Origin of the sequence: Aquibacillus sediminis (assembly GCF_005870085.1) — a bacterium.
GTDB classification, from domain to species: Bacteria; Bacillota; Bacilli; order Bacillales; family Amphibacillaceae; genus Aquibacillus_E; species Aquibacillus_E sediminis.
In genome coordinates this window covers 1-16,254 of the sequence record NZ_SZNM01000030.1, presented here as the reverse complement: position 1 = coordinate 16,254, position 16,254 = coordinate 1, and the positions used below count along the sequence as shown (strand labels likewise).

The window sequence follows — 16,254 nt, the reverse complement described above, 5'->3', positions numbered from 1 at the left end:
TCGCTCGATCGAGAAGACTCAAGTGACTATGTCCCACATGATTAATAATGAAAGAATTTTTACGAATGCTTATTTGGATGGAAAGTTAATCCAGCCAAGATGAAATGAATCAACGTTTTTTCAAAGTAAGATATTATAAACCTTTGGGAGGAAGAGGAAATTCATTAATTGAGGAAATTGATGGCAGACTGAATTAGTTAGGAATTTATGTGAAGACTTTTACAAGTGGTGGGTTTGCCTCTTAAATCTATTCTTTTTCCTAATCAACTGCCAATGTCATAGCTATCAACAGCTAATATGGGAAGACCACCTTCTATAAAAGCCCTTCCTACGTAATTCTTCCCTATTCGAAAGCCACTTGTATTTTACACATCACCACAAATTCACATTCCTTATTTTTCTACTGTTTTCGACCTGACAAAATCTAGTATAATAGAATGAAAGTTGAAATGTTTAGGAGTGTGTCAGTTGGAAACAATGAAGAAACAGCTAGCTACATTTCGTAGAAAAACAATTGCTTTATCTGAACTAGAACAATTAATAGAACCACCTTTACATACATACGAAGATTTTGCACAACGAATAATACAATTAGAAGAAGATAAGGTTCTATCAATGGTAAAGGCTAAAGGACGAAATAATCGGACCCCATCACTAGCCTTTCAGTATCGAATTAATAAAAGTTTACTAATGGAAGATTACCATAAACAATTGCAATCCTATCGTACGACGTTACATCCTTTGATAGATTTGGATGATTACTATAGCAAGGATCCCGCCGTTTTTCAGAACGATCTCGTATTTTTATCGATGATCGATAACTATCTAAGGACAGAAGGACTTCCGATTGAGCCGGTTCCTGCACCAGAAAGAAGCTATCAACTTGCAGGCGATGAAAAGTGGATAGTAGAAAAAGGTGGCAAGGAGGTATTAGAAAGGATAAAGTTATTTGATGCGCTAAAGATTATACCAGTTTCTGAACCGTTAATGTTCGCGGTTAATCCTTACAAGATGCAGGTAGCAGACCAATACCACTTAGTAGTTGAGAATAAGACAACCTACCAAGGATTACTTCCAGCATTACCTGATACTATGTTTTCGACCTTAATTTACGGCAGTGGAAAAGCGGTTATTAAAAGTATCGAACAATTTTCGATGCAGTATCCAGTCAAGGCAAGTCATCATTTCTTTTATTTTGGTGATTTAGATAAAGAAGGAATAGCGATTTGGCATCACTTTCATCATAAGCAGTCTGCTCTCCCGGCGTTACCATTTTATCTTGCCTGTTTGCAAAAGACACCTGCCAAAGGAAAAGTCTACCAACAAGAGAACCTACAAGCGTTGCAGAACTTTCTATCCTATTTCTCCAAAGCAGAAGAGCAACAGACTATTCAAGCACTAATAGATGACGGGATGTATCATCCGCAAGAAACATTAAAAACGAAGGAACTGCAACAGATTTGGAGGGAGTCGGATTGGACAAGTTTGATCTAACAGACATAACAAATGGGTATCGAGAACGAATAAGACGACTTGCCTTGTTTGATCCATTGTTTGATTTAGACCGTAAACGTGAAGTAGATCGAAACAAATCCAAAGTGGACATGAAAGGGTTAGGACTATTAACGTTGCTGTTTTTCTTTGAACAAAAATTAATGCGTCAGTACCGGACAGGGATACAGGAATTAGCAGCCTTTTTGCAACAATTAACGGCTGAACAGTATCAATTGGACCGTTCTGATTATCAGCGACTTGCGAGGACGATTATCGAAGTATTTCGTCCGACAACAGGGAAGAAAAGAAGTTACCCGTTCTACAATTGGGAAACAAGTATGGAAGAGGTACTCGATTACTCAATTTTACGAGCAAATGATTTTGATCTCGAGACGAATACACAGTATTACACCTTGGATGAGGATGGATTGGAACTTGTTTTTGCTACCAAAGAGTTTTATAGCGAGTTTCAATTATCGATTAATCAATTGATGCTTCGTAAACAATTGGATAAAGGCGAATTCAATGGAGCATTACGACAAATTAATGAAATGCACATTGATGTGGAAAGCTTGCAGGAACGAATGAACAAATTGAAACATGAAATTCAACGAAGCATTGTGTCAGAGGAAACTTTTGAGCGTTATAAACAGTTACTCGAAGATATTTACGGACGTTTGACAAGAGAAGACGAAGAGTTTAAGGAACTCCGGCAATTCGTCAAGGAAACTAGGGAACGACTCTATTCAAAGGATATACATAAAAAAGAAGCGAGAACTTACCAACTAATCCTACAAATAACAAGTGAACTAGAGTCTGTTCATTACGAACATTCGAGATTGCTAGAGCAAACGATCGCCTTGAAGAATACTACGTTAATTACAGCACAGGAATCGCTTTATTATACAGGCATTCAATCATTTAATTTTGACCAAGATATCGTGTCACAAGTTGTTTCCAATCCATTGCCAATCGAAGCGATGAAAGGTGTACTTCACCCCTTTTTAAAAGTAGAACAAAATCAAGTATGGTCGCCATTAACCCTTTTTGCAGAACAAAATATTACCGAGGAACGTCCGCAGGCAGAACAGCAAAATTTTTATGAAGTAGATACTGAGGGACAAGAGGATCCTTATCGTAAAGCGTTAATGGAAATGTACACAGTCTACATGAAGCAATTTTTGCGTGCAGTGGAAGCAAATCAAGGGGAAACATTATCCACTTTTATGGACTATTTACAAGAATCTGGACAAGCTGACTTGTATCAACAACGGTCTTTTTATGATTTTTGGTTGATTTTGCATCAACGATCACCAATTATTCAAGGGCAAGTGGAAGAGGACGGAGCGCAAACATTGTTAGGAGAAGCACTTACATTATTAGAAGGTCAAACCTTAATTGTTACTGAAACAACTGGTGTCATCCAGCGCACAGACCGGTTTACCATTCAAGACATGACGATCCAATTGGAGGGAGAAGCAAATGAATTATCCTGAACAAACGATCATGAAAGCATTTCAAATCTATACGACACTTGCACGAGACGGGGTAGCGGATGTGGAAACGGTACAACAATATCGTGCAGATGATGCGATTCGTGGACTTTTAGAAATGTTTGCTAGTGAAGTAGATGGGGTGATTGTGACAACGAGTGAGCAAATGTTTTTAGTTCCAAAGACGAGACTCTCTCCGTTCCATGTGAGTAACGATTGGATCAAACGACATTACTTGCGCTCAAGTGCAACGAATGGGGATATCTATTTATTATATTTTGCTAGTATTATTTTATTCGGCACATTCTATGATACCTATCAGAGCCAAGAACCAACAAGACAGTTTCTGCGGTTAGATGAATGGATAACTTTTATTCAAGAACGTATCGACCAATTAAAAACACATGATTTAGAAACATTAAAGGAACTAGAAAAAGAGTTTTCCTATAATTGGCGACTTATCATAGATAAGTGGGAGGACATGAACGATGTAAAAGAAACGGCTAAAAAACAAACAGGTAATACGATTAGTCGCTTGAGTTTTATTGATACGGTCAAAAAGTTTTTACAGGATCAAGGACTCGTACAAGAGATAGGGAACAATGAGGTAACGATTACGGAAAAAGCAAAAACGATTGTCCAGCGTTTCTTTATGGAAGTGGAATACAATAAAGGGATATTTGAATTCATTTACGGATTTGATAAGGGGGATGAACATGCCATCGATCAGTAAAATTCGTTTAACAAATGTTGTGTATGAAGAAGGCAACAAAAGGTATAATGATGAACTGTTTTTATTTGAAGGGCATAATGGCGCGATTTTGCTTGAAAATGGTGGCGGGAAGACAGTGTTAATCCAAACAGCCTTGCAAGCAGTCATTCCTCATGCAGAATTAGCCGATCGCAAAATCAAGAACACGTTACAATTGGAAAATGCGCCAGCCCATATTGCGATCGAATGGATCATTCACGACAACCCGCGCCGGTATGTCGTAACGTCGGTTACCCTTTATGTGACGAAACAAGGGATTGAGTCCTTGCGTTATGTGTATGAATATGATGCAGGGGATGCAGATGGTATGGAGGGAATTCCATTTGTCCGTGAAGGAAAGGATGGCAAACGTCCAGCAGAGCGCGGAGAAATGCAAGATTACTATAGCGCGATGCGTGAGAAATCATCGATCTTTGCCCATCAATTTAATACGATTAAAGCCTATCGGGCTTTTCTTGAACAACAGTACCATATTATTGCTGGTGAATGGGATAGTATTGTCAAGATTAATAGTACAGAAGGTGGCGTGGAAGCGTTCTTTGATGACTGTAAAAGCACGAACCAATTATTTGATCGTTTATTAATTCCGACAGTAGAAGATGCGATCGTAGGTCATGATGCAACGATGTTTGTCGATATGTTTGAAAAGCAGCATACAAGTTTTAAAAACTATAAGAAATTGAAAGCAACGATCGAAGAAAATAAAAGGATACAACAACAATTAGATGCCTATGTCGCAACATATCAAGAACTTCATAACAAGGAGTTAAACTATCTAGACACCAAACAACGAGCAAAAGGTGTTTGGGAAGAAATACGTAAGCAAAAAAAACAAACGACAGATCAACTACAAGAAATCGAACAAAAGGTAGTGACATGGGAAACAGATCATGAAAACTACGCGATCCAATCCAGTGCTTATGATATTTATGTGGAAAAGACAACACTTCAGCAAATGGAGGAAGATTATAAACAAGTCTTAGCTATGTATACGGAAACGGAAGACATACTTGAGCAACAGCAAACGGATTATTATTCGTTAAAACTAGCACAATTAAAACGCGATGAACTGGAACAACAAGCGCAATTACAATGGGTTGAAAATGAATTAGCAAAGCTTGAACAAACAGAAGAACTGACAAACCTTGAAGATGATTTGCAAGAGACAAACCAAAAATTACTCGGTTATTATCATCAACAAATGGAACAAATCGAAAAAGATAAGCAAGCAGCCATCTATCAACGAAACCCGATTGTGGATCAGATGGAAAAAGTACATGCTACGAAACAACAGTTGCTCGAACGTGCACGACAATTAGGTGAACAACTTTCAGGAATCGAAGCAATGATTGGGGCAAGATCGAATGATATGCAGAGGTTAGCGCAACAAATATTAGCTAATCCAGATCAAGAGCATGTTAGAGAAGTATTAGCAAAGTGGCAAACGCGTAGTCAGTATTTAGATCAAGAAATCATTAACGTAAACCAACAGATTAAGCAGTTCGAGCAGGAAGTAGAAGCGGCAGAAACACGAATGGAAGACTTAACAACACAGCAAACGAATGTAGAAATGAAAATCGATCGCACTTCTTATCAACTAGCAGAAATCGATCAAGTCCAACATAGGTTAATAGAACAACTCGTCGATTTACGGCCACAATGGCAAACACTAGAAGGCATTTACACATCACAGCAATCGATTGAAACACGGATAATCGAACAAATTGACAAGCTCAAAAAAGAGCGGAATACGCTATTGTATCGTGAACGACTTTCCTATCGTTTTGTCGATGATTATGGAACGCAGGATTTGTTTTTCGGAGATACGTTTATCGAACAACAGGTTGCGAAATGGAAAAATCAATTGGACTATCTCGTAACAGGATCAGAATATTTACAATCGTTGGATCGGGAAACGCGTGAGGAGAAAAAACAGTTTTTGTTATGGCCTTTAACGTTAGTGACAACAACGAAGTCAAAACCTCAACTGCTATCAAAGCTTGAACATGTTTCTGATCGTTTGCAATATCCAATTACAATAGTAACAACAGAAGAAGCCTTAACACTAGACGAAAGACAGCAAGAAACTTGGATTGCGCCAGATCACTGGGCAGATAATTTACATGTCGATGTGTTTCGAGAGTGGCAGCAGTCGATTAAGGTTGACGCAGCTGAAACAACAACAAAACGGGAACAAAAGGAACAAGAAATCACACGTTGTGAGGATGGTTGGAAACAGTTTAATCAATTTATTCAGAACTATCCTTATGACAAATATACGGCATTACAGCAAGAACTATCCGATTTAAGGAATCAAAAAGAGGACCTATCCTATAAACATAGCAAAGAAAAAACATTTATCCGTGAAACCCGTACGACGGTAGGATCATTGCGAACAACGGTAAGTAACTATGAAAATGAGCTCCAAGGGTTACACGTACAAATGGATAAAGCTCAACAATATCTTTCTTACGAGAAAGAAGTTACAGCAGAGAAGGAAAAGAAACAATCCCTTTCCTCGACATTGCGACAAGTAAATCGTGATATCTCTAAAGTAGACAAAGACTTAGCTTTCTTTACAGATGAAAAAACAGCACTGGATGATCGGGTAAATACACTGGAAAATAATATTCAAGTTATTTATTTTCAGGATGATTACCAACAGGTCCAATCACTTACGCCGATTTTTTCCGATGAAAGCAAACAAGTTATCAAAGCTAAAATCCATGATCTTGAGCGAAAGATGGACCGTATTACCGTCACCCGGGGGGAGTGGCTAGCAAAACGTGATGCTGCCGATGAACAGATCGAAAATTTTAACAACCAAATGGCCGATCTACGTCAACAATTTCCTAGCTATTTAGATGAGCATCGTACGTTTCCGTCTGACGGTTTCCGGTTTATGAATCAGTTATGGGATAAGATTAAGCAAGGAAAAGAAGAGCTTGAATCGTTAGATAAACACGTACAACAACAATCGGTGCTTAAGGAACAACAACGTGGGAAATGGCAAGCAAAAGTAGACCATTTTCATGATCGTTTTCCTGGAAAAGAGATAGTGGAATTTGATGAGTCGCCAAAACAAATAGCGGATCAGTTACAAAAACAACAGGAAAAACTATCTGAACGAAAAGTTTTTCTTGATCAACAACTTTCTACTACAAAAAAAGAACTGACAAGCATTGAAGCAGCTGAACGTGAGTTGGAATTATTTATTGAAGGACATCATTTTAATGCACCAGATATTCAACAACTGACGTTAACAGAAGAACAGGTAATGGATTTTTCGTATAATCGAAAACATTTCGTTCAATCGATTACAGAGCAGATGAAAAGCAATAAACAAGCGGTTGTGCAAGAGCGCAAGCAAGTTGAACGCGCACAAAGCCTATTTCGCGACTTTTGTCGTAACGAAATATCCGATATTAAACTACAACAAATGGCTGTAAATGGTGTGGAAAGTAAACATACTTACCACGATGTGATCGAATTTAAGCAAAATATGTTTAAGCGAATTGAGCAAATCTCAAATTATGCAAATGAACATATTCGTAAAAGTGATGAGGACTTGCAGTTGTTTATTAATCAAATTCATTCTCATTTACAAACACTTGTGGAAGAATTAAAACAAATTCCAACGAAAACGAAAGTGAAAGTAGCAGATGATTGGAAGCAAATCTTTACGTTTTCTATTCCAGAATGGGAAGAGGAAGAAGGAAAGACGAGAATCAGGAATTATGTGGAATGGATTTTGCAACAATTAGAATCCGATCAATTTTTAGATGACCAAGGAGCACAAGATGATGGGAAAGTGAGAAAGAAAATCGAAATGTGGCTTCAATCCAAACAGTTGTTGCAAAATGTGATGAATAATGAAGTAATGAAGGTAAACTGTCGTAAAGTAACCAATGATAATAAAGTGACATCCCGCTCCTATTCTTGGGAACAAAGCAATGTTTGGTCTGGAGGAGAAAAATGGAGTAAGAACATGACACTGTTCTTAGGTATACTGAATTATGTAGCGGAGAAAAAGCAACATATCCATGCAACTATGAAGCGTCACCGTTCTGTTATACTGGATAACCCATTTGGAAAAGCATCAAGTGACCATGTGTTAAGTCCTGTATTTTTTGTTGCAGAACAACTAGGGTTCCAAATTATTGCCCTAACGGCACATGCAGAAGGGAAGTTCTTACAAGATTATTTTCCTATTATCTACAGTTGTCGCCTAAGATCATCTCATGATACAAGCAAAAAAGTGATGACAAAAGAAAAGTGGCTCCATCATGCTTATTTCCAAGATCATGAACCAGCAACAATTGACCGATTAGGAGAGACAGAACAGATGCAGTTGTTTGAGTAAGAGTCGTGTTCGTCGCTATCTAGCTATAAAGATAACAGGTACAGCGTAGGAGAAAAGCTTCCAAGTTGTACCTGGTTGTTTTGTTATAAGGGAGTATTTATCGGTAGGAATTAGTAAGTGTCATAGGAAGTAATTAATTTTGTTATTGTTTCGTTAGTTGTCTAATTTTAATTGAATTGGTTCCTACTTCCTCGTATAAAAAATCTGTATTTTTTTCTACTGTTTCTAAACGTTTGTCAATTTTGCTCAATCGATTCTCTATGCGATCGAACCGCTAGTCCACCTGTTCGAACCGTTTATCGATTTGTTCAAATTTGGCTTCCATATTGTCACTGAGTTCTTTAATCACCTGTAAGGTTTGATTTGTATTAAATTTCATTTTTTTACCTCCTAAAGCAATTCAATTATACCGCTAACTAGTACTTAATTATATATTGATTCTTAGACAGTTTTGTTCTAACGATTGAAAGGACTGGAGATAAGAAGTGACAGGTTCAAAATCAGTGGAAAAAATAACTGGATTGTCATATAAATATCGTCTTCTACCGAATAGTTTTATGATATGATATAAATGTTCAATAAAAAAGATTTTAAATGTAGCGATGGAATAATAGAATAAGTAGAAAAGATAGGAGCTGGCATGATGAAAGTGAAAATTATAACATTGGTAGGAATTGTTGTTGTGGCAATAGTGACCATAGTGATGATGTCTGGACCTCAGGATCAGCAAGCGAATGTAAAAGAAACCGAAGATATTAAACAACTTGTACATGATTATAGTATTGGCAATATCACTGATCAATCGGCTTCGATTACTTCGGAACAACTGGTTGTAACGAATGAGGATGAAAGTCAGGAAGCATATGATTTACCTGAAGATGAATTTTTTGTTTCGATTGCACCTTATGAGGAGACAACCCATCCATGTGCTGTCCATAGTTTAACAGGATGCCAAGGAGAATTAGCAAACGAAACGTTCCATGTCACGATCGTAGATGACGAAGGGGATACGGTGATGGATCAAGAAGTAGAATCTCTTGCAAATGGATTCATTGATTTGTGGTTAGAACGCGACAAAAACTATCAAGTTACGATCGCACATGACGATAAAGTGACAGAATCAGAAATCACTACATTCGAAAATGATAATACTTGTATTACCACCATGCAATTGGAAGACGCACAAAGCGCTTAAGAAAAGGCATCATTGGAGGGAGAAAAAGCCGAAATCATAGGTTGATTTCGGCTTTTTACATGAATCGTGATAAATACCTTCCATGAGCTTTTTAGTCATTGCTATCTTCCCTATAATAGGTTTTATACCAGTTAACGAATTTAGCTAATCCTTGTTTAAGTGGGGTGCGTGGTGAAAAGCCAAAATCGGCTTGTAGGTCGTCAATATCTGCGTAGGTCTCTTTCATATCACCTGGTTGCATGGGTAGGAATGTTAGATTTGCTTTTTTTCCAAGTAATTTCTCCAAAGTCGCAATGAAATCCATTAAATGGACCGGTTGATTATGGCCGATATTATAAATGGTGTATGGTGCATTACTGAAGCTAGAATTCGATTTCTCTCTCTTGTGGGATGGACTTTGTTTTGGCGGATAGTCCAATATTTGAATGATCCCATCGACAATATCATCAATATAGGTGAAATCTCTTTTCATATCCCCATTATTAAATACCTCGATTTCCTTGTTTTCCATTATTCGCTTGGTAAAAGCATAATAGGCCATATCTGGTCGTCCCCAAGGACCGTAAACGGTGAAAAAGCGTAACCCGGTTGTTGGGAGATGGAATAAATGACTATACGTATGCGCCATTAGCTCATTTGCTTTTTTTGTGGCGGCATATAGACTTACTGGATGATCAACGGAATCCGTAGTTGAGAACGGCAATTTGCGATTTGCGCCATAGACAGAACTGGAAGAAGCATAAATGAGATGCTCACTTTTATGTTGTCTACATACTTCTAAAATATTGGCAAACCCTACCAAATTAGAATCCACATAGGCAAAGGGGTGTTCTAGACTATAACGGACCCCCGCTTGTGCTGCAAGATGGATGACAATGGAGCTATCATGTTTTTTGAAAATGGAATTTAATTGATGATAATTGGCTATGTCTACTTTATAGAAGTTAAAACGCTCCTTATTTAGTAGTTGATTCAGGCGTGATCGTTTCAAGTTTGCGTCGTAGTAATCATTCAAATTATCGATGCCTATTACGGAATATCCAAGTGTTAATAGTCGATTTGCTAGATGATAACCTATAAATCCAGCTACACCAGTTATAAGAATGGTTGGTTGTGCCACAGTCTTCCTCCTTCCCGTCAAGAGTGTTTCTTTCTTTACTATCAATTCAATTAAACTTGAAAGTGTAAGGGTTAGGACCTATTGAAAAGAAAACTAGGCCAATAAAGAGAATTGATAGACAATGGAAAAAATAGCTATTTTAGGCAAAAGACAGTTCCTATTCGTCCACGCAGGTTAGGACTGTTTGCATAGATTACAAAGTAACGAAACGTTTTCTATGGAAAGGAGAAGGAAGCATGCCAAAAGTAATGCATTTGAATCTACGCGTGGATCCAACTCAATATGTACCCCAAATACGCCAAGTTCCTCGTTATGATTATATTCATCTAGTACGACAGCCGAAATATATGGTAGATATGTCCCTGTTGAATGATAAAGTCCACTATCTGAACGAGATATTTTCTCCAAAAGAATTTGTGAAACAGCAAGATGTGCGACTTCTGCATGCACATCATGCGCAATTAGGTATGTTGCTACTACCATTTAAACAAAAAACAAATCTACCACTATTAACCAGTATCCGGGGACGTGATGCTACAATGGCAGATCAACCTGTAGGCTATAAAGAAGGCATGAAGAAATTAGTGGACCAAGGCGATCTATTTTTGCCTGTGTGTGATTATCTTGCTGAACGGATGGTCGATTGGGGCTGTCCACCTGAAAAAATAAAAGTGTTATATGGTGGGGTTGACCTGAGGCAATTTAACTATCGGGAAGTCGATCGTAGAAGGTTTACGCAAAATATTTTAACAATGGGCCGATTAGTAGAAAAGAAGGGCCATCATGTTCTAATGAAGGCGTTTAAAAAGATAAGCGAATCGTTTCCGAACGCTAAACTCACGATTATTGGTAGTGGCATGATGGAGGAACAATTGCAACAGTTAGCGACAGAACTGCGATTAGGGGATCGGTTCCAATTGTTAAGTAGTGTTCCCAAAAAAGTTGTCCATGAAAAAATGCAACAAGCTGATTTATTTGTTGCAGCAAGTATGCAAGCTTCCAATGGAGATGTGGAAGGAATCCCAAATACGCTTAAAGAAGCGATGGCGACAGGGATTCCGGTAGTTTCCACGACGCATGCAGGAATTCCTGAGTTGATCACAGATCAAAAAGATGGTGTTCTAGTACAAGAAAACAATGTGGATGAACTAGCAGAGGCGCTGGAATTTATGCTGTTAAATCGATCATTATGGAGAGATTATACGAGAAATGCCCGCAAGAAGGTGGAACAACATTTTGATCAACGTAAGCAACTCAGGGAGCAAGCGAGAATTTATGATCAGTTGTTAGGGGGATCGTCATGAGTAAAAAGAAGAAACACAAACAAAAAAGTATGTTTCCCGATTTGCACAAGATTAGCGTAACGAAAGGGGAAAAAACGCTACAAATTGATAATCCAACTAATTATCCGCTAGTAGGTATGGGGGCGCAAGGTGCAGTGTTTCAGTTATCTGATGACAAGTGTGTCAAAATTTACCCTGATCCCTTAAAGGCGAAAATGGAACAAGAAGCATTAAAAGCAGGACAACAGTTTGATTTTTTTCCAAAGGTGTATGAGACAGGTGAACATTATATCGTTATGGAATATTTTGCTCGACCAAATCTAAAAGACTATTTGAAAAATAGTACCCACTTACCAGAAGCCATCACAAAAAAACTGCTGCATATTTTAAAGCAACTAAAACAAGCCAACTTCACGATGGTTGATGCACCACTTCGCCATATCTTTGTACTTGAAAATGGGGACTTAAAAGTGATCGACCACGTCAATTCCTTCAAAAGACAACACCCCGTTCCATTAAAATTATTACGCGATTTAAATATTATTCTATTAAAAGATGCCTTTTTAGACCAAGTGAAGCGACTAGAACCAGATATGTATGCAGAGTGGGATGCGTACTATAACAAAAATAATATCGATTATAGGAACATTGTTGTATCCTCAGGAGGGTCTGGTAGTGCTGTTAAAGTTGATAGTGCTACATCTGCTCCACTTGTTGGAAAAGGACACCAAGGTGCAGTTTATCGAATTGCGGAAGATAAATGTGTCAAACTTTATCCCAAGTCAGAGCATGCCCAAAAAGAAAAAGAGGTACTAACATCCAATCAACATTTAGCTTTTCTTCCTAAAGTGTATGAGACGTCTGAACATTATGTTGTAATGGAATATCTGTTAGGTCCTGACCTTAACGCTTATTTAAAAAAGCAATCTACGTTATCAAGGGAGGTGTCGAAGCGACTGTTAGCTATTCTTAAAGCGCAAAAAAATGCTGGGTTTACTTTAATTGATGCCCCATTGCGTCATGTATTTGTAACAGCAAATGGTTTCAAAATGGTAGACCATGTCTATGCTTATACCCGTCAGCAGGATCGGCCAATCGAGCTATTGCAAAACTTACATGAACGCCAATTTTTAGATACCTTTTTACAACATGTAAAAGAAATGGAACGAACATTATACGAGGAGTGGACCAAAGAGCCGATTCCATTAGAAGAACAGGAACAACAGGAGCAACAGGAAACAAAGAAAAAGAAAAACAAGAAAAAGAAAAAAGATAAGAAAAAAGAAAAAAAGAAAAAGGGCAAAAAGAAGAAAAAGTCTAAGAAGAAGTAGTAGTAAAACTGATATCAGGTACATGCGATGGACAAATGTTCAAAAGGGGTGTGCCTGATATCACTTACCGTTCCTCTTTTGATATGGTACACTTTTTATACAAAATAAGTAGATATAAATTGAGGTGCACATACATGAAAAATATTTTAGTTTTAGGTGGAGGGGTCACTGGATTAACGGCCGCCTATGAATTGCAAAAATGGAAAAAGCAGCAGCAAGCGGAAGTTCATTTAACACTTGCCGAGGCAAGTTCTTCACTTGGTGGTAAAATACGTACAGTCAAAAAAGATGGATTTGTGATCGAATCTGGAGCAGATTCATTAGTGGCAAGAAAAATGAATGACTTGGCCTATGTAGATGAACTCGGTTTGCGTGATGCGGTTGCTTATAATACAACAGGAACATCGTTTTTATATACGGATGGGGAATTAAAACAAATTCCTGCAGACGCTGTGTTTGGCATTCCGACTAGTGTTAAATCTTTAGAAGGTAGTGCGCTCGTATCTGATCAAGGCAAGGTTACTGCTTTAGCAGATCTTTACACGAAAAATGAGACCTTCACCGAAGAAGACTCTATTGGCGAATTCTTAGAATATTTTCTTGGCAAGGAGCTGGTTGAAAAACAAATAGCTCCAGTATTATCAGGTGTTTATGCAGGGAAATTAACTGATTTAACGATAGCGTCCACGCTCCCATATTTACTTGAATATAAAAATACATATGGAAGTATTATCCAAGGGTTAGAAGCAAATAAGGAAAAGTTTCTTAGTCGTTCCGATAAAAAGTTTTTCTCATTTGATGAAGGGTTACACACACTTGTAAATGGATTTGAACATGCTCTTCGTGATGTGGAATGTCGCTATGAACATCGAGCAATAAGTATCGAGAAAGAAAAGGGAAAGTATGTAGTCACTTTTCAGAATGGAGAAGTTATCGAAGCAGACCACGTTGTTCTAGCGATTCCTCATGCGCAGGCAGAAAAGTTATTTGCGGAATCTTATCTTTCTGATCTATACAGTCGCTTTAAAAGTAGCTCTCTAATTAGTGTTTATTTAGGATATTCAATCCCTGATACCGTGTTGCCAGGGGAAGGAACAGGCTTTATAACGGCAACGAGTAATGACGTTGTATGTAATGCCTGTACATGGACAAGCAAGAAATGGAAGCACACATCACCAGACGGAAATCTACTTGTTCGCATGTTTTATAAGAGCGGCCTTGCTAATTTCGAGTCAATGAAGAACATGTCTGATCAAGAATTAATAGGTTTGGCACAAGAGGATGTTACCAAAGCATTTGGGATTGTGACAGAGCCAATTACAGGTGAAGTAAGTAAGTGGAATGATATGATGCCAAACTATCAGCTGTCACACCCTAACGACCTAAAACAACTTGAACAGGGATTAGCGGAACATTATCCAGGTGTTTGGCTTGCAGGTTGCTCTTATTATGGTGTTGGAATTCCTGATTGTATGCAAAATGGGAAGGAAACAGCGAAAAGAGTGATTGAAAACCTATAAACTAAATAAAGCCCTATCCTCCTCATCTTTGTCGATGAGAGGGATAGGGCTTTTGTTAATTATTTGTTAGGGTGGTTGCCGAATCGGTGTGCCAACAAATGTCTGATTGTTTGGAAAGGCCGGATATGATAGTTGGTGCGCCATTCGGACCATTCCAAAGCTAATATACAAAGGGTTAACCAAACTGCGCCTGCGAGGAATCCAGCTAGTACATCACTGGGGTAATGAGCGCCAAGATAAGCTCTGCTAATTCCGATTAAAAAAGTAAGTACGGTTGCAAAAAATGCGAAACTCCATTTGATTAGGGTGGAGCGCTTGCTTCTAGCGACTAAATAAATAACGAATCCGAAGAAAATGAGGGACCCCATCGAATGTCCACTAGGAAAGCTGAAACCAACCGCATCAATTTCAGGGTTTATCGAAGGTCTACCGCGATCATAATAGTTTTTTAACACTTTTGTTAAAATCCCACCACTAGCAACGGCTATAATGAAGGTAACAATGCCCCATTTATCTTTTGCTCGAAACCAAAGCAACAGGATAACGAATAGGCTCATGGTTGTTAAAAACCAAACAGATCCTAATTCAGTAATAATGATCATGATTTGATCAAGTCGATCCGTTTCTATAGTTTTTAGATAGTTGATAATGGTATTGTCAAAGGTCACAATTTCTGTTGCTAAAAAATCTTCACCAATTTCAACGAATAAATAGGTGAAAAAACTTATGATGGCTAGTCCGATTACTAATGCTGTGAGCGGGATGCTTAACTTTTTTACTAGTTTTTTATCCATTCATATTTCTCCTTAATCATAAAGCTGTTTATTATTTTTAACGTAGTTGAATTTGATATTCCTCTATTGAAATCTTTCCTTATAATATGAAACTGATTTAGAAAGGAGAAGAAGGTTTGTTGTTGGGAAAAATTGGCTTAAAATAAATGTTGATGAGGATTATCATTCATGATATATTATAAATCTCTCATCCAGAGAGACGAACACAGCGAAACAACTTTTGAAAAAGTTGTTGACTTTAATTTTCGTAATGTGGTATATTATTAGAGTCGCTTTTGAGAACAACGCGAAACGCGCAAGAAAATCAAAAACTTATTGACATGAACATGTCGATTTGATATAATATTTTTTGTCGCTAAAAAAGGACGCAAAACATTTGATCTTTGAAAACTGAACAAAACAACCAGTATGAAACAGATTAGGTAAGACGTTTCAATTGTTTGGAACGGACTACTCTAAATCAATTTTTAAAGCTAGTTTTTGTATGAGTAAAAGATACTCTTTCTGTTATGGAGAGTTTGATCTTGGCTCAGGACGAACGCTGGCGGCGTGCCTAATACATGCAAGTCGAGCGCGGGAAGCAAGTAATCACCCTCCGGGGTGTGCGCTTGTGGAACGAGCGGCGGACGGGTGAGTAACACGTGGGCAACCTGCCTGTAAGATTGGGATAACTCGCGGAAACGTGAGCTAATACCAGATAATACTTTTATTCACATGAATGAAAGTTGAAAGATGGTAGGATGAAAGTTTCCTTTCATCCCCGCTATCACTTACAGATGGGCCCGCGGCGCATTAGCTAGTTGGTAGGGTAATGGCCTACCAAGGCAACGATGCGTAGCCGACCTGAGAGGGTGATCGGCCACACTGGGACTGAGACACGGCCCAGACT

At 38.1% G+C, this 16,254-nt stretch carries 10 protein-coding genes and 1 rRNA gene; 9 read left to right on the top strand and 2 right to left on the bottom strand.

Annotated elements, in window-relative coordinates; all coding sequences use genetic code 11:
• Positions 1-477 precede the first annotated feature (477 nt).
• The 5 genes from FCI53_RS18705 to FCI53_RS18685 all read left to right on the top strand — a co-directional run bounded on the left by FCI53_RS18705 (position 478) and on the right by FCI53_RS18685 (position 9,317).
• Positions 478-1,494, top strand: coding sequence for a Wadjet anti-phage system protein JetD domain-containing protein (locus tag FCI53_RS18705; protein ID WP_138420543.1), 1,017 nt, complete (start codon positions 478-480; stop codon positions 1,492-1,494).
• Positions 1,476-2,990, top strand: a complete 1,515-nt coding sequence (locus tag FCI53_RS18700) for a replicative DNA helicase (protein WP_138420523.1) — start codon at positions 1,476-1,478, stop codon at positions 2,988-2,990. Before FCI53_RS18705 ends, FCI53_RS18700 begins: the two co-directional genes overlap by 19 nt.
• Positions 2,977-3,720 carry a DUF6063 family protein gene (locus FCI53_RS18695; RefSeq protein WP_138420522.1) on the top strand — a complete coding sequence of 248 codons (744 nt, stop codon included), beginning with the start codon at positions 2,977-2,979 and terminating at the stop codon, positions 3,718-3,720. The genes FCI53_RS18700 and FCI53_RS18695 overlap by 14 nt, the downstream gene beginning before the upstream one ends.
• The gene (locus FCI53_RS18690) at positions 3,704-8,122 is read left to right on the top strand and encodes a coiled-coil domain-containing protein (RefSeq protein ID WP_138420521.1); all 4,419 of its coding nucleotides are present in this window, start codon (positions 3,704-3,706) and stop codon (positions 8,120-8,122) included. The genes FCI53_RS18695 and FCI53_RS18690 overlap by 17 nt, the downstream gene beginning before the upstream one ends.
• A gap of 643 nt (positions 8,123-8,765) precedes the next feature.
• On the top strand, positions 8,766-9,317 hold the full coding sequence (locus FCI53_RS18685) for a CueP family metal-binding protein (RefSeq protein WP_138420520.1): 552 nt from the start codon (positions 8,766-8,768) through the stop codon (positions 9,315-9,317).
• Positions 9,318-9,408: 91 nt separating this feature from the next.
• Here FCI53_RS18685 and FCI53_RS18680 read toward each other — a convergent pair whose 3' ends face one another.
• On the bottom strand, positions 9,409-10,437 hold the full coding sequence (locus FCI53_RS18680) for an NAD-dependent epimerase (protein WP_138420519.1): 1,029 nt from the start codon (positions 10,435-10,437) through the stop codon (positions 9,409-9,411).
• A gap of 236 nt (positions 10,438-10,673) precedes the next feature.
• Here FCI53_RS18680 and FCI53_RS18675 point away from each other — a divergent pair, with 236 nt between their 5' ends.
• The 3 genes from FCI53_RS18675 to hemG all read left to right on the top strand — a co-directional run bounded on the left by FCI53_RS18675 (position 10,674) and on the right by hemG (position 14,571).
• Complete coding sequence (locus FCI53_RS18675; RefSeq protein ID WP_138420518.1) at positions 10,674-11,741, top strand: glycosyltransferase; 1,068 nt, start codon at positions 10,674-10,676, stop codon at positions 11,739-11,741.
• Positions 11,738-13,051: a hypothetical protein gene (locus FCI53_RS18670; RefSeq protein ID WP_246050155.1), complete on the top strand. Its 1,314-nt coding sequence runs from the start codon at positions 11,738-11,740 to the stop codon at positions 13,049-13,051. Before FCI53_RS18675 ends, FCI53_RS18670 begins: the two co-directional genes overlap by 4 nt.
• A gap of 134 nt (positions 13,052-13,185) precedes the next feature.
• On the top strand, positions 13,186-14,571 hold the full coding sequence (hemG, locus tag FCI53_RS18665) for a protoporphyrinogen oxidase (RefSeq protein ID WP_138420517.1): 1,386 nt from the start codon (positions 13,186-13,188) through the stop codon (positions 14,569-14,571).
• Positions 14,572-14,630: 59 nt separating this feature from the next.
• Here the strand turns inward: hemG and FCI53_RS18660 are convergent, their stop codons facing one another.
• Entirely contained in the window at positions 14,631-15,365 is a 735-nt protein-coding gene (locus FCI53_RS18660; protein ID WP_138420516.1) for a phosphatase PAP2 family protein, read from the bottom strand.
• Positions 15,366-15,871: 506 nt separating this feature from the next.
• Between FCI53_RS18660 and FCI53_RS18655 the strand changes: the two genes are divergently transcribed.
• Positions 15,872-16,254: ribosomal RNA gene (locus FCI53_RS18655) — 16S ribosomal RNA — on the top strand; the annotation flags it as partial.